This window comes from Kosakonia radicincitans DSM 16656, assembly GCF_000280495.2.
Lineage (GTDB): Bacteria > Pseudomonadota > Gammaproteobacteria > Enterobacterales > Enterobacteriaceae > Kosakonia > Kosakonia radicincitans.
Genome location: NZ_CP018016.1, coordinates 2,500,266 through 2,520,694 on the forward strand (window position 1 = coordinate 2,500,266; position 20,429 = coordinate 2,520,694).

Consider the following 20,429-nt stretch of genomic DNA (forward strand, 5'->3'; position numbering starts at 1 on the left):
GAAGCTGGGAAAGTGTTTTTGAAGATGGTGGTGGGGGAAGGATTCGAACCTTCGAAGTCGATGACGGCAGATTTACAGTCTGCTCCCTTTGGCCGCTCGGGAACCCCACCAGGGGTAATACTTATTGTTGATGCATGTGCAGTAGATGGTGGTGGGGGAAGGATTCGAACCTTCGAAGTCGATGACGGCAGATTTACAGTCTGCTCCCTTTGGCCGCTCGGGAACCCCACCACGGGGTAAAGCTAGTTTCGTACTGGCCTGCTTCCATCTCGGGAAGCGCGGCGCATCATATCAAATGACGCGCCGCTGTAAAGCGTTGAAATACTAAAACTGAATCGGTTGCCTGCTTTTTGCACGTAATGGCGTAAACGCAGGCAATTCATTTTATTAATGATTAAAGAATAATCGTCCGGTTACCGTATACAAATACGCGTTGCGCCAGAACCTGGTACAGCGCACGGCTCAGCACATTTTTCTCGACGTCACGACCGGCGCGCATCATATCTTCTGCTGTATAGGTGTGATCCACATGAATGACGTCCTGCATAATGATTGGGCCTTCGTCCAGATTGTCATTCACATAGTGAGCAGTTGCCCCGATGATCTTCACGCCGCGCTCATAAGCCTGATGATAAGGACGGGCACCGATAAAGGCGGGCAGGAACGAGTGGTGAATATTGATGATTTTGTTCGGGAAGCGGGAAACAAACTCCGGAGTCAACACTCGCATGTATTTCGCCAGCACCACGTAATCGGGTTGGTGGGCTTCAATCGCCTGCACCATCAGTGCATCGTGCGCTTCACGCGTCAGCCCTTCATGGCTGACCAGTTCGAACGGAATATCGAAGCGCTCTACCAGGGAACGCAGCGTATCATGGTTACCAATAACGGCGGCAATCTCCACATCCAGCCCGCCATAGTTGGCTTTCATCAGCAGATCGCCGAGGCAATGCGCCTCTTTTGTCACCAGAATGACCACGCGGCGACGACCAGCAGGGTTCAGCTCGCGAATGGAGCCTTCCGGCAGCGCACTATCAAGATCGGCTAACAGCGTGGCGTCATTAAAAATACCTTCCAGCTCGGTACGCATAAAAAAGCGTCCGGTGCGGTGATCAACGAACTCATTGTTTTGCACAATGTTCAGTTCGTGCTTGTAACAAATGTTAGTGATCCGCGCGATAAGGCCTTTCTGGTCAGGGCAAATGGTGCGCAAAATTTTACGTTGTAATGAATGCATTGCCGGGTAAATCCTGTTGATAATGTTTGCTATAAGGTGATGCCCGGCTTATTGCCCGCAGCACTTTTTGAATTTTTTACCTGACCCGCAAGGGCAGGGATCGTTACGGCCAAACTGAGGACGCGTACCGTCAATATAATACCACTGGCCGTTCTCCTTTAAGAATCGGGAACGTTCGATTATCGCGCCGCTTTTACCCTTTTCCTGAAAGCGTGCCGCAAAAATGACATAGCCTTCGTTGTCATTAACGCCATCAGCATGCTCAAATACTGTCAGACCCAGCCAGTGTGTATCGGCAAAAGCGGCTTCAATTTGCTGTCGGAACGCATGAGCTTCGCAAGAGGGATGCCAGGTTTTGATCAGGTATTCGGTCTGATGAAGAACAAAAGCGGTGTAACGCGAGCGCATCAGGCGTGACGGATCCGGCGCAACCTGCGTACCAGACAGATAAGGCTGACAACATAGGCTATAATCGAGAGCGCTACCGCATGGGCAAGATTGAGACAAAATAGCATTCCAGGAACAATAAAAGCGGCGCGTTTGCGCCAGGGTAGCAATATGTTAACTGAGCCGTAGCGTTGTGGCTACAGTAAGCCGGGGGAAGTAGAACAAGCGTAATGAGAACGATAAAAATAGGACTGGCGCTCGGTTCAGGCGCAGCCCGGGGCTGGTCGCATATTGGTGTCATTAATGCCCTGGAACGTGCCGGCATTGAGATCGATATTGTGGCAGGGTGTTCCATCGGATCTCTGGTAGGTGCGGCGTATTCCTGTGGGCGACTGTCGGCGCTGGAATCGTGGGTGCGTGCCTTTAGCTACTGGGATGTGCTGCGGTTGATGGATGTCTCATGGCAGCGCGGCGGTTTGCTCCGTGGAGAACGCGTATTCAATCAATATCGCCAGATTTTACCGTTTACTGAATTCAGCCAGTGCGAAAAGCGATTTGGCGCAGTGGCGACCAACCTGAGTACCGGGCGTGAACTCTGGTTCACCAGCGGCAATCTGCATCATGCAGTACGTGCTTCCTGTAGTATGCCTGGCCTTATGTCGCCGGTCGCGCATAATGGCTACTGGCTGGTTGATGGTGCGGTAGTTAACCCGGTTCCCATTTCATTGACCCGTGCGTTAGGTGCGGATGTCGTGATTGCTGTTGATTTACAGCACGATGCGCATTTGATGCAACAGGATCTGATGTCATTAAATCTCACGCAAAATGAAACAGAAAGCGCCGTCGGAGCGACGTTAGCGTGGCATGAGCGTCTGCGCGTGCGGCTGGGCCGCATTACGCCCAAACGTCCGGCAGCGCCAACTGCGATGGAGATCATGAGTACCTCTATTCAAGTGCTGGAGAACCGGCTTAAGCGCAACCGTATGGCAGGCGATCCCCCTGATATTTTGCTACAGCCTGTTTGCCCGCAAATATCGACGCTAGACTTTCACCGTGCGGACGTTGCCATTGCTGCTGGTCAGTTGGCGGTTGAAAAGAAAATCGATGAATTGATGCCTCTGGTGCGGACATCAGTGTGACTATTTTTACAAGAGTTCAGCAAATTCTGACAGGCGATTCCTGGCGAAGCATGCCACTATTAGTCTATCGTCAGGCAGGGGAGAAAAGATGACGCAGCCGTTAACCGGAAAACAAATACTGATCGTTGAAGACGAGCCCGTTTTCCGCTCGCTGCTGGATTCATGGCTTCTGTCATTAGGTGCGACGACGCTGCTGGCTGGTGATGGCGTGGACGCTCTGGAGTTGATGACGACAAATAAGCCTGATTTGATGATTTGCGATCTTGCGATGCCGCGCATGAATGGTTTGATGCTGATCGAATCCTTACGTAATCAGGGCGATCAGACCCCGGTGCTGGTGATCTCCGCAACAGAAAATATGGCTGACATCGCTAAAGCGCTGCGTCTTGGTGTGCAGGACGTGGTGCTAAAACCGGTGAAAGATTTCAACCGCCTTAAAGAAACTATCTTCGCCTGTATTTATCCCAATATGTTTAACTCACGCGTAGAAGAAGAGGAACGCTTGTTCCAGGACTGGGACGCGCTGGTAGGTAATCCGCAGGCGGCAGCCAATCTGTTGCAGGAACTTCAGCCGCCAGTACAGCAGGTGCTTTCCGGGTGTCGGGTAAATTATCGCCAGTTAGTTTCAGCGGAAAATCCAGGGCTGGTACTGGATATTGCGCCTATTTCTTCTCAGGATCTCGCGTTTTACTGCCTGGATGTTACCCGTGCGGGGAATAACGGCGTACTGGCTGCACTATTATTGCGGGCGTTATTTAACGGCCTGCTGCAGGAGCAACTGTCGCATCAGCGTCAGCGTTTGCCTGAAATGGGAGCGTTACTTAAACAGGTGAATCAGCTTTTGCGCCAGGCGAATTTGCCGGGGCAATTTCCGCTGCTGGTGGGCTATTACCACAGCGATCTTAAAAACCTGATATTAGTTTCAGCTGGACTTAATGCATCGTTAAATACTGGCGATCACCATATTCAAATTAGCAGCGGTGTTCCGCTTGGCACATTGGGTAATACTTATCTTAACCAGTTGAGCCAGCGTTGCGACTCCTGGCAATGTCAGGTGTGGGGCGCTGGAGGAAGGCTGCGCTTAATGTTGAGTGCGGAATGAGCGATCGCGTCATCCATTGCAGATACATTTACCCGTCGGATTAAACGGGTGGTACTATCGCCGCAGAATATGCGTATTTGTCCTAATTAGATGTAAGCGCGTCCTTTTCAGACCTGGTTGATGGGTGGGTGCTGATATACTCAGGCGCGAGTTAATTCATGAACATGTTCATAGTTTGAACAGTCCAGGAGATTTCAATGGCTGCAATAAATTCGAAAGTGACTAAAGCAGTAATCCCGGTAGCGGGATTGGGAACCAGGATGTTACCAGCGACCAAGGCAATTCCTAAAGAAATGTTGCCGCTGGTGGATAAGCCATTAATTCAGTATGTCGTTAATGAATGTATCGCTGCAGGTATTACGGAAATCGTTCTGGTCACACATTCATCCAAAAACTCTATTGAAAACCATTTCGATACCAGTTTCGAACTGGAAGCAATGCTGGAAAAACGCGTTAAGCGTCAGTTGCTGGAAGAAGTTCAGTCCATCTGCCCGCCGCATGTCACTATTATGCAGGTTCGTCAGGGGTTGGCGAAAGGGTTGGGGCACGCGGTACTGTGCGCGCATCCGGTGGTTGGCAATGAGCCAGTTGCGGTAATTCTTCCGGACGTGATTCTGGATGAATTTGAATCCGATCTTTCCCAGGATAACCTGGCTGAAATGATTAAACGTTTTGACGAAACGGGTGCCAGTCAGATTATGGTTGAGCCGGTTGCCGATGTGACCGCCTATGGTGTTGTTGACTGCAAAGGCGCTACGTTAAATCCAGGCGACAGCGTGCCGATGGTTGGCGTGGTGGAAAAACCGAAAGCCGACGTTGCACCGTCCAATCTGGCCGTGGTAGGTCGTTACGTGCTGAGCGAGCAAATTTGGCCTCTGCTGGCGAAAACGCCTCCGGGAGCCGGTGATGAGATTCAGCTTACCGATGCGATTGATATGTTAATCGAAAAAGAAACGGTTGAAGCTTATCATATGAAAGGCAAAAGCCACGATTGTGGTAATAAGCTGGGATATATGCAGGCGTTCGTAGAATACGGTCTCCGTCACAATTCGCTGGGGGCAGAATTTAAAACCTGGCTGGAAGATACTGTAGGCGCCGGAAAAGCATAATCTTCTTCCTGTTGCCCAAATAAGGCCGGAGACAATAGTGCAATGCACTGATTATCTCCGGCCTTTTTATTTTTGTGTTTCCAGGTGAAACATCCGCTAACTTCTTCTCGTAAGAACAAAGCGCACAAAAAGAATAATGTGATGCTGAGAATTTAAACAAAAGGCAAGCGGTAAGTATGGAGCGGCGATGGCAATACACTATATTTGTGAAGATATTGTGTGGTTCATCAAAAAAAATCCCGCCGATGGCGGGATTTTTTTTGAAGCGGGTTGATTACTCGTTGATCAGAAAATCATCGAGTTGTTTACCTTGTTCGTCCATCGCTTTTTTGATAACAGCAGGAGTACGACCCTGGCCAGTCCATGTTTTAGTTTCGCCGTTTTCATCAACGTAGCTATATTTAGCCGGACGTGCTGCGCGTTTAGCTTTTGTGCCGGATTTAGCAGCAGAAAGACTATTCAGCAATTCATTCGGGTCAATACCGTCAGCCATCAGCATGTCACGGTATTGCTGCAGTTTACGCGTACGTTCTTCAACTTCAGCTGCGGCGGCGCTTTCTTCCTCGCGACGTTCATTTACCACAACTTCTAATTTTTCCAGCATTTCTTCGAGCGTTTCCAGAGTGCATTCTCTTGCCTGCGCACGAAGAGTACGGATGTTGTTCAGAATTTTAAGTGCTTCGCTCATTGTAGTAATCTCAAACTTATATTGGGGTGGTTTGTTGGGCTAATAATAGAGCGTTAATTTGACCAGTGCAATAGCTGAGAATGTAAGGAATTCAAAATACCCATTTATTTCGATGATTTTTAAATATCGCTAACTTAAATTTAGCTTGAAGAATCGCACAAAACAGCGCTTATACGATGACAAACTTCACCGTCAGGATCACGGCTGCTTTCGATTAATCCAGAAAGGGTAATAGGCACAATGGATAAATAACAGCCTTGTGTATTACGGTATCAGGCGGGGGTTTTCTTCTAAATTATTAATAATTTCCGAACCATAAGCTCAGAATGTTCTGATTAAAAATAGTATGTATGCGGTCCGGTTTCTAATTGCTGTTTCTTTGGCAGTAACAAACCACTGCATAAAGTTGCCTTATATCTATGAGTCCATAACCGGGTCCGATTTACTCAGGATCAGCGCTGGCTCAGGGTTAGCCGGATAAAATATGGTACAATCGCTGCCGGAATAACACACTTTGATTGGGGTTTTGCACGCAATGGCACAGCTTTATTTCTACTATTCAGCAATGAATGCAGGGAAATCTACAGCGTTACTACAGTCTTCATACAATTATCAGGAACGCGGTATGCGTTCAGTAGTCTACACCGCTGAAATTGACGATCGCTTCGGAGCGGGGAAGGTAAGTTCACGTATTGGATTATCCTCACCTGCGCGTTTGTTTAATCAACACACTGCATTATTTGAAGAGATAAAAGCTGAACATGCGCGTGAAGCGGTGCATTGCGTGCTGGTGGATGAGAGCCAGTTTTTAACGCGTGAGCAGGTCTATGCATTGTCTGAAGTTGTTGATCAACTGGATATTCCGGTACTGTGCTATGGGCTGCGTACTGATTTTCGCGGTGAGCTGTTCGTGGGAAGCCAATATTTACTCGCCTGGTCAGATAAACTGGTCGAACTGAAAACCATCTGTTTCTGCGGACGTAAAGCCAGCATGGTACTGCGTCTGGATCAGGCCGGACGTCCCTACAATGAAGGGGAGCAGGTCGTGATAGGCGGTAATGAGCGTTATGTCTCCGTGTGCCGTAAACACTACAAAGAAGCTCTTGCGGAAGGCTCGTTAACGGCGATACAGCAACGTGTACGCGGAACAACGTCCGATTGTTGAGTTTAATGTGTCAGATATAAAAAAACCCGCCGAAGCGGGTTTTTTTATTAGCAGAGATAATTAAGCGGTTTTCTTCGCTTTTTTATCTGCTTTTACAGCCGGTACTACCACTTCAACTTTCGCTGATGTCGTATCACCTTCTTTGAACTCACGACCATAGAACGTATCCAGCAGGATTTGTTTCAGTTCGGAGATCAGCGGGTAACGTGGGTTAGCACCGGTGCACTGGTCATCAAATGCATCTTCGGACAGTTTATCCACGTTCGCAAGGAAGTCTGCTTCCTGCACGCCAGCTTCACGGATAGATTTCGGAATACCCAGTTCAGCTTTCATGCTTTCCAGCCATGCCAGCAGTTTTTCAATTTTCGCTGCGGTACGGTCGCCAGGAGCACTCAGACCCAGGTGATCGGCGATCTCTGCATAGCGACGACGCGCCTGCGGACGATCGTACTGGCTGAAAGCCGTCTGCTTGGTCGGGTTGTCATTCGCGTTGTAGCGGATAACGTTACAGATCAGCAGGGCGTTAGCCAGTCCGTGCGGAATGTGGAACTGCGAGCCCAGTTTGTGCGCCATGGAGTGACACACGCCGAGGAAGGCGTTTGCAAACGCGATACCGGCGATGGTCGCTGCACTGTGAACACGTTCACGCGCTACCGGGTTTTTCGAGCCTTCGTTGTAAGACGCTGGCAGGTTTTCTTTCAACAGTTTCAGCGCTTGCAGCGCCTGACCATCGGAGAACTCAGAAGCCAGTACAGAAACATAAGCTTCCAGTGCGTGCGTCACTGCGTCCAGACCACCGAAAGCACACAGCGATTTCGGCATTTCCATTACGAGGTTGGCGTCGACAATTGCCATATCCGGAGTCAGTGCATAATCCGCCAGCGGGTATTTCTGACCGGTTGCATCATCGGTCACTACGGCAAACGGCGTCACTTCAGAACCGGTACCGGAAGTCGTGGTGATAGCGACCATTTTCGCTTTCACGCCCATTTTCGGGAACTTGTAGATACGTTTACGGATGTCCATAAAGCGCAGTGCCAGCTCTTCGAAATGGGTTTCCGGGTGTTCATACATAACCCACATGATTTTCGCGGCGTCCATCGGGGAACCACCACCAAGCGCGATGATGATGTCCGGTTTGAAGGAGTTCGCCAGTTCCGCACCTTTACGCACGATGGTCAGTGTCGGGTCAGCTTCAACTTCGAAGAACACTTCAGTTTCCACGCCAGCAGCTTTCAGCACAGAGGTGATCTGGTCTGCGTAGCCATTATTGAAGAGGAAACGGTCGGTCACGATAAGCGCGCGTTTGTGACCATCAGTAATCACTTCATCCAGCGCAATTGGCAGTGAGCCACGGCGGAAGTAGATAGATTTCGGAAGTTTATGCCACAACATGTTTTCAGCTCGCTTAGCAACGGTTTTCTTGTTGATCAGGTGTTTCGGACCAACGTTTTCGGAGATGGAGTTACCACCCCAGGAACCACAACCCAGAGTCAGGGAAGGCGCGAGTTTAAAGTTATACAGGTCACCGATACCACCCTGTGATGCCGGGGTGTTGATCAGGATACGTGCGGTTTTCATCTTCTGACCGAAGAAGGCAACACGATCCGGCTGGTTATCCTGGTCGGTATACAGGCAGGAGGTATGACCGATACCACCCATGGCGACCAGTTTCTCCGCTTTTTCTACCGCGTCTTCGAAGTCTTTCGCACGGTACATTGCCAGCGTCGGGGAGAGTTTTTCATGTGCAAAAGGTTCACTTTCATCAACTACTTTCACTTCACCAATCAGGATTTTGGTTGTAGCCGGAACGGTGAAGCCAGCAAGCTCAGCAATTTTATAGGCTGGCTGACCAACGATAGCGGCGTTCAGCGCGCCATTTTTCAGGATAATGTCCTGAACGGCTTTCAGCTCTTTACCCTGCAACATGTAGCCGCCATGGCTGGCGAAACGTTCGCGAACGGCGTCATACGCAGAATCGACAACAACGACAGATTGTTCAGATGCGCAGATTACGCCGTTATCGAAGGTTTTGGACATCAATACGGATGCGACAGCACGCTTGATATCGGCAGTTTCGTCGATAACAACCGGGGTGTTACCAGCGCCTACACCAATTGCTGGTTTACCGGAACTGTACGCCGCTTTAACCATACCCGGGCCACCGGTGGCCAGAATCAGGTTAATGTCAGGGTGGTGCATCAGCGCGTTGGATAACTCAACAGATGGTTGGTCAATCCAGCCGATCAAATCTTTCGGCGCGCCAGCGGCAATCGCAGCTTGCAGAACGATGTCTGCGGCTTTGTTAGTGGCATCTTTAGCGCGCGGATGTGGAGAGAAGATAATCGCGTTACGGGTCTTCAGGCTAATCAGCGATTTGAAGATAGCAGTAGAGGTTGGGTTCGTGGTTGGAACGATACCACAAATGATGCCGATAGGTTCCGCGATGGTGATGGTGCCGAAGGTATCATCTTCAGACAGCACACCACAGGTTTTCTCATCTTTATAGGCGTTGTAGATATACTCAGAAGCGAAGTGGTTTTTAATCACTTTATCTTCGACGATACCCATACCGGATTCGGCAACGGCCATTTTAGCGAGAGGGATTCGAGCATCTGCGGCTGCCAGGGCGGCGGCACGGAAGATTTTATCTACTTGCTCTTGAGTAAAGTTGGCATATTCACGCTGGGCTTTCTTCACGCGTTCAACGAGTGCGTTAAGTTCAGCGACATTAGTAACAGCCATAATGCTCTCCTGATAATGTTAAACTCTTTTAGTAAACCAGCTGTCCAGGGTGAAATTATAGACAGGCCGGGTGCAGGTTGCATAAAGTTCAGAAAAACAAAAACTTAACGCCAACCCAATACTACTGGTTTACTGAAAGAGCCTTAACAGAAAAGTCGCATTTATTGACGATTTTGCTCTCTTTTCGTGGCTTCAAGATTACCCACTTCTGAGTAAGTAATGCGTGATCTGTGTCAAGTTTCAGCGAAGCTGACACCTTTCAGCAGGCCGTTTTTGGGCGTTTGTATCAAATGTTAATGGCATTTGGCCTGGCGCGCCGTAAGATTATCACAATTACAACAACTGAGTAACGCACTGTATTGCATGATTTTTCTGCAAATCTTAATGAACGTCGGTATGAAAACGCGTATCTTCTGCATGGATTTTCCTGCCACGCCGATATAGTTGATATAGGGTGACATTACGGAGCTTACAGCGGTGCAAACATTGATAGATTTACCTCTTTATTTTAAATTTTTTATTGGCCTTTTTGCGCTGGTGAACCCGGTCGGCATCATTCCGGTTTTTATCAGCATGACCAGTTATCAGATGGTTGGGGCGCGAAATAAAACCAACCTTACAGCAAACGTCTCAGTGGCCATTATCCTCTGGACTTCTTTATTTCTCGGTAATGGCATTTTGCAGTTATTCGGCATCTCGATTGATTCGTTCCGCATTGCTGGCGGCATTCTGGTTGTCACCATAGCTATGTCGATGATCAGCGGCAAACTCGGCGAGGATAAACAGAATAAACAAGAGAAGTCAGAAACCGCGATTCGCGAAAGTATCGGCGTGGTGCCGCTGGCATTACCTTTGATGGCGGGGCCTGGTGCCATCAGTTCCACGATTGTGTGGGGGACGCGCTATCACAACCTGGTGCATTTAATCGGTTTTACTGTGGCAATTGCACTATTTGCTTTCTGTTCGTGGGGATTGTTCCGCATCGCGCCATGGTTAGTGCGTTTACTGGGTCAAACCGGCATCAACGTTATCACCCGTATTATGGGGTTATTACTGATGGCGCTGGGCATTGAGTTTATTGTCGGCGGTATAAGATCCTTGTTCCCCGGCCTGCTGAACTGATTCACCTTTTTACTAAGTACGGCTGAGCTTGTTATCTCTTCCTTTATATAACAGGTAAATTCAGCCGCTACGAACCCGCCTGAGAAAGTCAAAAATTAGTAAAAGATATGAAGAATGCGCAAAGCGGCGCGAAATATAACAATTTACACTCATCAGAAAATCTGTTCTCAATCAGTGAATTATAAGTAATGTGAATCGATCCTGCGCGTATTTCGCGCAATTGAAGCTGTTATTTCTTTCACACCATACTATTGGGCTTGCCGTGACATAATTGAAATGATATTAGTACTTTCAGACTTCCTGCAGATGAATGTGCTAAAAAGTAGTCAATTGTTGATTATTTGTGCAAAATAATGTGGCGTCTGCTAAAAAGCATTACATGGCGGTAATGCTCTCTTATCTTCTTGATTTAAAGAGATAAAAAACTCAGAGGGAGGCTGTGCACGCAGCGCTTCATGGCTGATGCTGTGTCGCAAAAGAGAAATGGTTAACAAATTTGCAAATTGTATTGGCGGCAGTGTGAGGCATTTGATATTTTCCGCCCTTATATTTAGCTCCTTATAATTTGCAAGATAAACAATATAGATGAGAATCGTTTTCATATAACGACCATCGCCAGAATCAGAACTGCCTCGACAGGGGAGGTGGTTTCCCGAATCGACGTAAGATTGCCGTTTGAGCGATCCGTAATAAAAAAAGTCGGTGATAGCAGCAGTAAAAAAAGATGTCTGATAGCGCCAAAAAGCTCCTGCGCTCTTCAGGCCCCCACAGGGGATGAAACACGCTGACGTCAACGTCAGTAATTATAATGAGTGGAGTATCAACACAATGTCCATCATCACAAAGAAAAGTCTGGTAGCAGCAGGAGTTCTGGCTGCGCTAATTACCGGCAACGCGGCAATGGCTGCCGACGTTCCGGCAGGTGTTCAACTGGCGGATAATCAGACGCTGGTCCGTAATAATGGTTCTGAAGTGCAATCTCTCGACCCGCATAAAATTGAAGGGGTTCCTGAATCCAACGTCAGCCGCGATCTGTTCGAAGGTCTGCTGATCTCTGATGTTGAAGGCCACCCGACCGCCGGTGTCGCAGAGAAGTGGGAAAACAAAGATTTTAAAGTCTGGACCTTCCATCTGCGCAAAAACGCAAAATGGTCCGACGGTACGCCGGTAACGGCGCAAGATTTCGTCTACAGCTGGCAGCGTCTGGCGGATCCGAAAACGGCTTCTCCGTATGCGAGCTACCTGCAATACGGTCATATCGCTAACATCGACGACATTATCGCCGGTAAAAAACCCGTCACCGATCTCGGCGTAAAAGCTATCGATGACAACACGTTTGAAGTGACGCTTAGCGAGCCGGTTCCTTATTTCTATAAACTGCTGGTTCACCCATCAGTTTCTGCTGTGCCTAAAGCCGCTATTGAGAAATACGGTGAAAAATGGACTCAGCCAGCCAACATCGTCACCAACGGTGCTTACAAACTGAAAGACTGGGTGGTCAACGAACGTATCGTTCTTGAGCGTAACACCAACTATTGGGATAACGCTAAAACAGTTATCAACCAGGTTACCTACCTGCCGATCTCTTCTGAAGTGACAGACGTTAACCGCTATCGCAGCGGTGAAATCGACATGACTTACAACAACATGCCGATTGAACTGTTCCAGAAGCTGAAAAAAGAGATTCCTAAAGAAGTACACGTCGATCCGTACCTGTGTACTTACTACTACGAAATTAACAACCAAAAAGCGCCATTCACTGACGTTCGTGTTCGTACCGCCCTGAAACTGGCGCTGGACCGCGACATTATCGTCAATAAAGTGAAAAACCAGGGCGATCTGCCGGCATACAGCTACACGCCGCCGTATACCGATGGTGCAAAACTGACTGAACCAGCCTGGTTCAAAATGACCCAGGAACAGCGTAACGCCGAAGCGAAAAAACTGCTGGCCGAAGCAGGTTATACTGCGGATAAACCGCTCTCCTTCAGCCTGCTGTACAACACGTCTGACCTGCATAAGAAACTGGCGATTGCCGTGGCTTCCATCTGGAAGAAAAACCTTGGCGCTAACGTAACGCTGGAAAACCAGGAGTGGAAAACCTTCCTCGACACGCGTCATCAGGGCACCTTTGATGTGGCGCGCGCGGGCTGGTGTGCGGACTACAACGAGCCGACCTCCTTCCTGAATACCATGCTGTCCGACAGCTCTAACAACACCGCGCACTATAAGAGCCCGGCGTTTGATAAGCTGATTGGTGACACGCTGAAAGTCACTGACGAAGCGCAGCGTACTGAGCTTTACTCCAAAGCTGAACAGCAGCTGGATAAAGACTCGGCGATCGTTCCGGTGTACTACTACGTGAACGCCCGTCTGGTGAAAACCTGGGTTGGCGGCTACACCGGTAAAGACCCGATGGATAATATCTACGTTAAAAACTTGTATATTATCAAGCATTAATGGCAATGAGTGGGGCAGGGTGACCTGCCCCACAGTGTCTTATTTTTTTCGCAACAGAATACACATCATGCACGGACGGCTAAATTGCTGTCTTGAAGCGAATGTGTAAAAGGCACAGGCCAGAAGGTACGGGCAATGTTGAAATTTATCCTACGTCGCTGTCTTGAAGCGATCCCAACGCTTTTCATCCTTATCACGATTTCGTTCTTTATGATGCGTCTCGCGCCGGGCAGTCCTTTTACCGGTGAACGCGCGCTTGCGCCGGAAGTGATGGCGAATATTGAAGCGAAATACCATTTAAACGATCCGATCACTACGCAGTATTTCAGCTATCTGAAACAGTTGGCGCATTTCGATTTCGGACCGTCATTTAAATACAAAGACTACACCGTAAACGATCTGGTTGCGGCCAGCTTCCCGGTTTCAGCGAAATTAGGGGCGGCAGCCTTTATTCTTGCGATTGTCTTTGGCGTTACCGCAGGCGTTGTTGCTGCGTTAAACCAGAACACGAAGTGGGATTATACGGTGATGGGGCTGGCAATGACCGGGGTAGTGATCCCCAGTTTTGTTGTCGCACCGTTATTAGTGATGATCTTCGCCATTATATTGAAATGGCTGCCAGCCGGTGGCTGGAATGGCGGTGCACTGAAATTCATGATCCTGCCGATGGTTGCGCTCTCTCTGGCCTATATTGCCAGTATCGCCCGTATTACGCGCGGTTCAATGATTGAGGTATTACACTCAAACTTTATTCGTACAGCCCGCGCGAAAGGTTTGCCGATGCGCCGCATTATCTTCCGCCATGCGCTGAAACCTGCGCTGCTGCCGGTACTCTCTTACATGGGGCCTGCGTTTGTCGGCATTATTACCGGCTCAATGGTTATCGAGACCATTTATGGTCTGCCGGGTATCGGCCAGCTGTTTGTGAACGGCGCGCTGAACCGTGACTATTCGCTGGTACTGAGCCTGACTATCCTTGTGGGGGCGCTGACCATTATCTTTAACGCGATCGTTGATGTGCTGTATGCCGTTATCGATCCGAAGATCCGTTATTAACACTGGAGTTCGCCATGATGTTAAGTAAGAAAAACAGCGAGGCGCTGGAAAACTTCAGTGAGAAACTCGAAGTCGAAGGACGTAGTCTGTGGCAGGATGCGCGTCGCCGCTTTATGCATAACCGCGCGGCGGTTGCCAGCCTGGTTGTGCTGTTGCTGATCGCATTGTTTGTGACGCTGGCGCCAATGGTTTCACAATTTACCTATTTCGATACCGACTGGGGCATGATGTCGAGCCAGCCGGATATGGAGTCCGGTCACTATTTTGGTACTGACTCCTCCGGACGCGATCTACTGGTGCGTGTGGCGATCGGCGGGCGTATCTCGCTGATGGTTGGTATTGCTGCGGCGCTGGTGGCGGTCGTGGTCGGTACGCTTTACGGATCGCTTTCCGGCTACCTCGGCGGCAAGACCGATTCCGTCATGATGCGTCTGCTGGAAATCCTCAACTCCTTCCCGTTTATGTTCTTCGTTATCCTGCTGGTGACCTTCTTTGGGCAAAATATTCTGCTCATTTTTGTGGCGATCGGTATGGTCTCCTGGCTGGATATGGCGCGTATCGTTCGCGGTCAGACCTTAAGCCTGAAGCGTAAAGAGTTTATCGAAGCGGCGCAGGTTGGTGGTGTTTCTACGGCGAATATCGTGGTGCGTCACATCGTACCGAACGTTCTGGGCGTGGTGGTGGTGTACGCGTCGCTGCTGGTACCGAGCATGATCCTGTTCGAATCCTTCCTCAGCTTCCTGGGGCTGGGTACGCAGGAGCCGCTGAGCAGTTGGGGCGCGTTGTTAAGCGATGGCGCCAACTCGATGGAAGTGTCTCCGTGGCTGCTGCTGTTTCCGGCAGGTTTCCTCGTTGTCACTCTGTTCTGTTTTAACTTTATCGGCGATGGCCTGCGTGATGCCCTCGACCCGAAAGATCGTTAAGGAGTGCTGTCATGAGCATTACTGAAACCTCATTAGCGTCCACGACGCGGCAGCAATCGGACCTTCTGCTGGATGTCAAAGATTTGCGGGTCACCTTCCAGACGCCGGATGGCGATGTTACGGCGGTCAACGATCTCAATTTCTCGCTGCGTGCGGGTGAAACACTGGGTATCGTTGGTGAGTCCGGCTCCGGCAAATCGCAGACTGCATTTGCGCTGATGGGGCTGCTGGCGGCTAACGGTCGCATTGGCGGTTCTGCGACGTTTAACGGTAAAGAGATCCTCAATTTGCCGGAACAGGCGTTGAACAAACTGCGCGCCGAACAGATCTCCATGATTTTCCAGGATCCAATGACCTCGTTGAACCCGTATATGCGGGTTGGCGAGCAGTTAATGGAAGTCCTGATGTTGCATAAAGGCATAGGCAAAGCGGAAGCGTTTGAAGAATCCGTTAAAATGCTCGATGCGGTGAAAATGCCGGAAGCGCGTAAGCGCATGCGTATGTATCCGCATGAGTTTTCCGGTGGTATGCGTCAGCGTGTGATGATCGCGATGGCGTTGCTGTGCCGGCCGAAACTGCTGATTGCCGACGAGCCGACCACCGCGCTGGATGTGACCGTACAGGCGCAGATCATGACTTTGCTGAATGAACTGAAACGTGAATTCAACACCGCGATTATCATGATCACCCATGACCTCGGCGTGGTTGCCGGGATTTGCGATAAAGTGCTGGTGATGTATGCCGGGCGCACCATGGAATATGGCAACGCGCGCGATGTGTTCTACCATCCGTCTCATCCTTACTCTATCGGTCTGTTAAGTGCTGTACCGCGTCTGGACGCTGAAGGTGAAGCGCTGTTGACCATTCCGGGCAATCCGCCGAACTTGCTGCGTCTGCCGAAAGGCTGTCCGTTCCAGCCTCGCTGCCCGCATGCGATGGAAATCTGTAACAGTGCTCCACCGCTGGAGCAGTTTGCCCCGGGCCGCCTGCGCGCCTGCTTTAAGTCGGTAGAGGAACTGGTATGAACGCGATGACCGAAGAGAGAAAAGTGCTGCTGGAAATCGCCGATCTGAAGGTGCATTTCGATATCAAAGACGGCAAACAGTGGTTCTGGCAACCGGCAAAAACCCTGAAAGCAGTCGATGGCGTCACCCTGCGTCTGTACGAAGGGGAAACCCTCGGCGTGGTCGGTGAGTCCGGCTGCGGTAAATCGACCTTTGCCCGCGCCATTATCGGGCTGGTAAAAGCTACCGACGGTAAAGTTGCCTGGCTGGGTAAAGATCTGCTGGGCATGAAACCGGAAGAGTGGCGCGATGTGCGCAGTGATATCCAGATGATTTTCCAGGATCCGCTGGCGTCGCTGAACCCGCGTATGACTATCGGGGAAATCATTGCCGAGCCGTTGCGCACCTATCACCCGAAAATGTCGCGTCAGGAAGTGCGCGATCGCGTGAAAACGATGATGATGAAGGTCGGTTTGTTGCCGAACCTGATCAACCGCTACCCGCATGAGTTTTCCGGCGGTCAGTGTCAGCGTATTGGTATTGCCCGCGCGCTGATTCTTGAACCCAAGCTGATTATCTGCGATGAGCCGGTATCCGCACTGGATGTGTCGATTCAGGCGCAGGTGGTGAACCTGCTGCAACAACTGCAACGTGAAATGGGGCTGTCACTGATTTTTATCGCCCATGACCTGGCCGTTGTGAAGCACATCTCCGATCGCGTGCTGGTGATGTACCTCGGACACGCCGTTGAGTTAGGTACTTACGATGAGGTGTATCAGAACCCGCTACACCCGTACACCAAAGCGCTGATGTCTGCCGTGCCGGTTCCCGATCCGGATCTGGAAAAGAATAAAACTATCCAGTTACTGGAAGGGGATTTACCGTCGCCGATTAACCCACCGTCAGGTTGTGTCTTCCGTACCCGTTGTCCGATTGCCGGGCCGGAATGCGCGCAGACGCGTCCGGTACTGGAGGGCAGTTTCCGCCATGCGGTCTCTTGCCTGAAAGTCGACCCGTTATAAGCGATGCATAAAAAAGGGCTGACATTTGTCAGCCCTTTTTACTTCCACGGCAGCTTATTCGCGCCACAGAATATGGCAAAGTTTATGATCTTTCTCACGGCACAGCAAAACACGCGCGAAGATGTCATTGAGTTCGCCACCGTCGGTGTCTGCCAGCCCGATCACCACTTCAGCAAAGAAATCCGGGTTTAAATCGTAGTCGACATGCTCCGCCCAATCTTCGCCTGGATCAAACAGCTCTGCGCCGCCACGCTCTTCAAATTGCAGGTTGAAAAGAATGATGTCCGCCGGGTCAAGGTTGTCCGCCGCCAGTTCGAGGAAGATGTCATAAGCCTGTTCGAGCGTTTCGTCTTCGGTCAGGCGGTTGTTCAGATCCATTTCCATGATTTACCTCTTCATGTCTGTTGGGCACGTTTTACAGCAACGGACTAAAGAAGTAAAACAGTCGTTCAGCAATCCGGTGCCAGAATGGACGTTTTACCCACAACCGCGCATCAAGTAACCGGGAACGGGAGATATAATCGTCCTGCACCGCCGCCAGATCGCCGCCAAAACCGGCATCATCAATAACCAACGTGATCTCAAAATTCAGCCATAAACTGCGCATATCGAGGTTCACGGTGCCAATAAGGCTCAATTCGCCGTCAACCAGCACGCTTTTGGTGTGCAACAGACCGCCTTCAAACTGATAAATCTTCACCCCGGCCGCCAGCAACTCAGTGAAGAAGGCGCGGCTGGCCCAACCGACCAGCACCGAGTCGTTTTTGCGCGGCAGAATAATGCTCACATCGACACCGCGCTGCGCCGCCGTGCAAATGGCGTGCAGCAAGTCGTCACTGGGTACGAAATAGGGCGTGGTCATGATCAGGTATTCACGTGAGGCGTAAACGGCGGTCAGTAATGCCTGGTGAATCAAATCTTCGGGAAACCCTGGCCCCGAGGCAATTGTGTGAATCGTATGCCCGCTGGCTTCTTCAAACGGCATGATATTGGCATCCGGCGGCGGTGGCAGAATGCGCTTGCCGGTCTCAATCTCCCAGTCGCAGGAGTAAACGATGCCCATCGCCGTGGCAACCGGGCCTTCCATTCGCGCCATCAAATCGACCCACTGGCCGACGCCGGCGTCCTGTTTGAAGAAGCGCGGGTCGACCATATTCATGCTGCCGGTGTAAGCAATATAGTTATCGATGAGCACAATCTTGCGGTGCTGGCGTAAATCCATACGACGTAAAAAAACGCGCATCAGATTCACCTTCAGCGCCTCGACCACCTCGATGCCCGCATTGCGCATCATCGCAGCCCAGGGGCTACGGAAGAATGCCACGCTACCCGCAGAGTCGAGTAACAGACGGCAGTGCACGCCGCGTCGTGCTGCGGCCATCAGCGATTCTGCCACCTGATCGGCCATTCCGCCGGGTTGCCAGATGTAGAACACCATCTCAATATTGTGCCTGGCGAGCTGAATATCGCGGATCAGCGCCTGCATCACATCATCGCTGGATGTCAGCAGTTGCAACTGGTTGCCTTTAACGCCCGCGATGCCCTGGCGCCGTTCGCACAATTTAAATAATGAGGAAGCAACGCTGCTGTTTTCCTGTGCGAAGATGTGTTTAAAGTTTTTTAAATCGTTGAGCCATTTGGCGGTAGAAGGCCACATGGCGCGGGCGCGTTCGGCGCGGCGTTTGCCGAGATGCAATTCGCCCAGCGAGAGATAGGCGATAATCCCAACCAGTGGCAGAATATAGATAATTAACAGCCAGGCCATCGCCGATGTTACCGCCCGCCGTTTCATTAAAATACGCAGGGTTACACCAGCAATCAGTAGCCAGTAACCTAAGACGATCAGCCAACTCATTACGGTGTAAAAAGCGGACATAGATAAAAATCCTTTTAAAAACCACATCTCATGAGTTTACGCATCCGCATTCATCTGGCAAATAAAAACGCGGAAAAGCACTGGTCTGGGAAAAACGACGGACTATAATGGCCTCTCTGTTTTGTTCAGAGTTGTAAAAATGAAGCGTAGTCGAACGGAAGTGGGGCGCTGGCGTATGCTTCGGCAGATGAGCCGCCGTAAAGCCCGCTGGCTGGAAGCGCAATCACGCCGCAATATGCGCATCCACGCCATCAGAAAATGCGGCGTAAATCGCCATCGTAATGTGCTGTTGTTCGCCATTTACGATCTTTGATACCCGGGCACCGATAAGGTGCCCGCGGTCGTTTTAGGGCTTTCTTTTATCTACAGGAGAGGCAGCATGTCGGTTCTTGATAGTCTTCTTGCATTCACTTTTGCGGCAACGCTGCTGACGTTAACACCCGGGCTTGATACCGCGCTGATACTGCGTACGGCGGCGGTGGAAGGGCGTAAGCAGGCATTCAAAGCCGCGCTTGGTATCAATACCGGATGCCTGATTTGGGGGGCGATGGTTGCCTTCGGCCTTGGCGCGCTGATTGCGGTTTCTGAACTCGCTTATAACATCCTGAAATATTGCGGCGCCGCTTATCTCTGCTGGCTGGGGCTGAATATGCTGTTACGTCCCCGCGGTTCACTGGCTACAGACAATGGGACGCAAACTAAAGCACAAAACTGGTTTATAAAAGGCATGCTGGGTAATGTGCTGAATCCTAAAGTCGGCATCTTTTACGTCTCTTTTTTGCCGCAATTTATTCCGCACGGGCAGCCGCTGATTGCCTGGACATTCGGCCTGGTCATGATTCATGTTGTGCTGGGCTCCTGCTGGTCAACGGTATTAATTTCGGCGACCCGCCCGCTGTCGTCATTCTTGCGTAAAGAGAGAGTGATACGCTGGATGGATCGCAGTACCGGCATGGTGTTCCTGCTGTTTGCTACCCGCCTGGCCATGAGCAAGCGTTAACGGATATAAGTTGGACAAAATGAATAAAGAAGCGCTTATTTTCCTTGGTATCGCCATTGTTGTTGAAGTGATTGCCACCACCGCACTGAAATCATCGGACAGCTTTACCCGGCTGCTGCCCAGTATCATTAGCATTGCGGGGTATTGCATCGCGTTCTGGTGCCTGACGATTCCGATGCGCACCATCCCGACGGGAATTATTTACGCCATCTGGTCTGGCGCCGGGATCGTATTGATTGGGATTGTTGGCTGGTTGGTTCACGGTCAGAAACTGGATCTTCCGGCAATGTTGGGGATGGGGTTGATTATTGCCGGTGTGGTTATCATTAATCTTTTTTCCAAAAGTGTTGCTCATTAATCGTTGTAACCAGAAGGACCCGCCATCTTTGGCGGG

20 protein-coding genes and 2 tRNA genes are annotated in these 20,429 nt (G+C 50.4%); 13 read left to right on the forward strand and 9 right to left on the reverse strand.

What is annotated here, in order from left to right; translation table 11 throughout:
- Nucleotides 1-25: 25 nt before the first annotated feature.
- From Y71_RS12150 to Y71_RS12165, 4 genes are all read right to left on the reverse strand, one after another.
- Nucleotides 26-110: transfer RNA gene (locus tag Y71_RS12150), tRNA-Tyr, on the reverse strand.
- 36 nt (nt 111-146) lie between these two features.
- Nucleotides 147-231: transfer RNA gene (locus tag Y71_RS12155), tRNA-Tyr, on the reverse strand.
- A gap of 163 nt (nt 232-394) precedes the next feature.
- Nucleotides 395-1,237, reverse strand: a complete 843-nt coding sequence (gene purU / locus Y71_RS12160; protein ID WP_007371883.1) for a formyltetrahydrofolate deformylase — start codon at nt 1,235-1,237, stop codon at nt 395-397.
- Between the two features lie 48 nt (nt 1,238-1,285).
- The gene (locus Y71_RS12165; protein WP_071532000.1) at nt 1,286-1,744 is read right to left on the reverse strand and encodes a YchJ family protein; all 459 of its coding nucleotides are present in this window, start codon (nt 1,742-1,744) and stop codon (nt 1,286-1,288) included.
- A gap of 110 nt (nt 1,745-1,854) precedes the next feature.
- Here Y71_RS12165 and rssA point away from each other — a divergent pair, with 110 nt between their 5' ends.
- The 3 genes from rssA to galU all read left to right on the forward strand — a co-directional run bounded on the left by rssA (nt 1,855) and on the right by galU (nt 4,974).
- On the forward strand, nt 1,855-2,763 hold the full coding sequence (gene rssA / locus Y71_RS12170; RefSeq protein WP_007371885.1) for a patatin-like phospholipase RssA: 909 nt from the start codon (nt 1,855-1,857) through the stop codon (nt 2,761-2,763).
- Between the two features lie 88 nt (nt 2,764-2,851).
- Nucleotides 2,852-3,865, forward strand: coding sequence for a two-component system response regulator RssB (gene rssB, locus Y71_RS12175; RefSeq protein ID WP_007371886.1), 1,014 nt, complete (start codon nt 2,852-2,854; stop codon nt 3,863-3,865).
- A 197-nt stretch (nt 3,866-4,062) separates the two neighbouring features.
- Nucleotides 4,063-4,974 (forward strand): UTP--glucose-1-phosphate uridylyltransferase GalU, encoded by a 912-nt coding sequence (gene galU / locus Y71_RS12180; protein WP_035885501.1) that lies wholly within the window; start codon nt 4,063-4,065, stop codon nt 4,972-4,974.
- Nucleotides 4,975-5,248: 274 nt separating this feature from the next.
- On the opposite strand, the gene hns is transcribed toward galU, so the two are convergent.
- A complete protein-coding gene (gene hns, locus Y71_RS12185) occupies nt 5,249-5,662 on the reverse strand; it encodes a histone-like nucleoid-structuring protein H-NS (RefSeq protein ID WP_035885502.1) in 414 nt (137 codons plus the stop codon).
- Between the two features lie 535 nt (nt 5,663-6,197).
- On the opposite strand from hns, the gene tdk reads away from it, so the two are divergent.
- Complete coding sequence (gene tdk, locus Y71_RS12190; RefSeq protein ID WP_035885504.1) at nt 6,198-6,827, forward strand: thymidine kinase; 630 nt, start codon at nt 6,198-6,200, stop codon at nt 6,825-6,827.
- 60 nt (nt 6,828-6,887) lie between these two features.
- On the opposite strand, the gene adhE is transcribed toward tdk, so the two are convergent.
- Nucleotides 6,888-9,572 carry a bifunctional acetaldehyde-CoA/alcohol dehydrogenase gene (gene adhE, locus Y71_RS12195; RefSeq protein WP_035885505.1) on the reverse strand — a complete coding sequence of 895 codons (2,685 nt, stop codon included), beginning with the start codon at nt 9,570-9,572 and terminating at the stop codon, nt 6,888-6,890.
- 477 nt (nt 9,573-10,049) lie between these two features.
- Between adhE and Y71_RS12200 the strand changes: the two genes are divergently transcribed.
- Nucleotides 10,050-10,694, forward strand: a complete 645-nt coding sequence (locus Y71_RS12200; protein WP_007371895.1) for a YchE family NAAT transporter — start codon at nt 10,050-10,052, stop codon at nt 10,692-10,694.
- A 365-nt stretch (nt 10,695-11,059) separates the two neighbouring features.
- On the opposite strand, the gene Y71_RS30020 is transcribed toward Y71_RS12200, so the two are convergent.
- Entirely contained in the window at nt 11,060-11,296 is a 237-nt protein-coding gene (locus tag Y71_RS30020) for a hypothetical protein (protein ID WP_007371896.1), read from the reverse strand.
- A 226-nt stretch (nt 11,297-11,522) separates the two neighbouring features.
- Here Y71_RS30020 and oppA point away from each other — a divergent pair, with 226 nt between their 5' ends.
- The 5 genes from oppA to oppF all read left to right on the forward strand — a co-directional run bounded on the left by oppA (nt 11,523) and on the right by oppF (nt 17,159).
- A complete protein-coding gene (oppA, locus tag Y71_RS12205; RefSeq protein WP_007371897.1) occupies nt 11,523-13,154 on the forward strand; it encodes an oligopeptide ABC transporter substrate-binding protein OppA in 1,632 nt (543 codons plus the stop codon).
- Nucleotides 13,155-13,289: 135 nt separating this feature from the next.
- Nucleotides 13,290-14,210: an oligopeptide ABC transporter permease OppB gene (gene oppB, locus Y71_RS12210; protein WP_007371898.1), complete on the forward strand. Its 921-nt coding sequence runs from the start codon at nt 13,290-13,292 to the stop codon at nt 14,208-14,210.
- Between the two features lie 14 nt (nt 14,211-14,224).
- The gene (oppC, locus tag Y71_RS12215) at nt 14,225-15,133 is read left to right on the forward strand and encodes an oligopeptide ABC transporter permease OppC (protein WP_007371899.1); all 909 of its coding nucleotides are present in this window, start codon (nt 14,225-14,227) and stop codon (nt 15,131-15,133) included.
- A gap of 11 nt (nt 15,134-15,144) precedes the next feature.
- Entirely contained in the window at nt 15,145-16,158 is a 1,014-nt protein-coding gene (locus tag Y71_RS12220; RefSeq protein ID WP_007371900.1) for an ABC transporter ATP-binding protein, read from the forward strand.
- Nucleotides 16,155-17,159: a murein tripeptide/oligopeptide ABC transporter ATP-binding protein OppF gene (gene oppF / locus Y71_RS12225; protein WP_007371901.1), complete on the forward strand. Its 1,005-nt coding sequence runs from the start codon at nt 16,155-16,157 to the stop codon at nt 17,157-17,159. The genes Y71_RS12220 and oppF overlap by 4 nt, the downstream gene beginning before the upstream one ends.
- Nucleotides 17,160-17,213: 54 nt before the next feature.
- On the opposite strand, the gene Y71_RS12230 is transcribed toward oppF, so the two are convergent.
- Entirely contained in the window at nt 17,214-17,543 is a 330-nt protein-coding gene (locus Y71_RS12230) for an HI1450 family dsDNA-mimic protein (protein WP_007371902.1), read from the reverse strand.
- 31 nt (nt 17,544-17,574) lie between these two features.
- Nucleotides 17,575-19,035: a cardiolipin synthase gene (cls, locus tag Y71_RS12235; RefSeq protein ID WP_007371903.1), complete on the reverse strand. Its 1,461-nt coding sequence runs from the start codon at nt 19,033-19,035 to the stop codon at nt 17,575-17,577.
- A 139-nt stretch (nt 19,036-19,174) separates the two neighbouring features.
- Between cls and Y71_RS30025 the strand changes: the two genes are divergently transcribed.
- From Y71_RS30025 to Y71_RS12245, 3 genes are all read left to right on the forward strand, one after another.
- Nucleotides 19,175-19,348: a YciY family protein gene (locus Y71_RS30025; protein WP_017457170.1), complete on the forward strand. Its 174-nt coding sequence runs from the start codon at nt 19,175-19,177 to the stop codon at nt 19,346-19,348.
- A gap of 66 nt (nt 19,349-19,414) precedes the next feature.
- The gene (locus Y71_RS12240) at nt 19,415-20,035 is read left to right on the forward strand and encodes a LysE family translocator (protein ID WP_007371905.1); all 621 of its coding nucleotides are present in this window, start codon (nt 19,415-19,417) and stop codon (nt 20,033-20,035) included.
- Between the two features lie 19 nt (nt 20,036-20,054).
- Nucleotides 20,055-20,393 (forward strand): SMR family transporter, encoded by a 339-nt coding sequence (locus tag Y71_RS12245; protein ID WP_007371906.1) that lies wholly within the window; start codon nt 20,055-20,057, stop codon nt 20,391-20,393.
- Nucleotides 20,394-20,429: the final 36 nt, after the last annotated feature.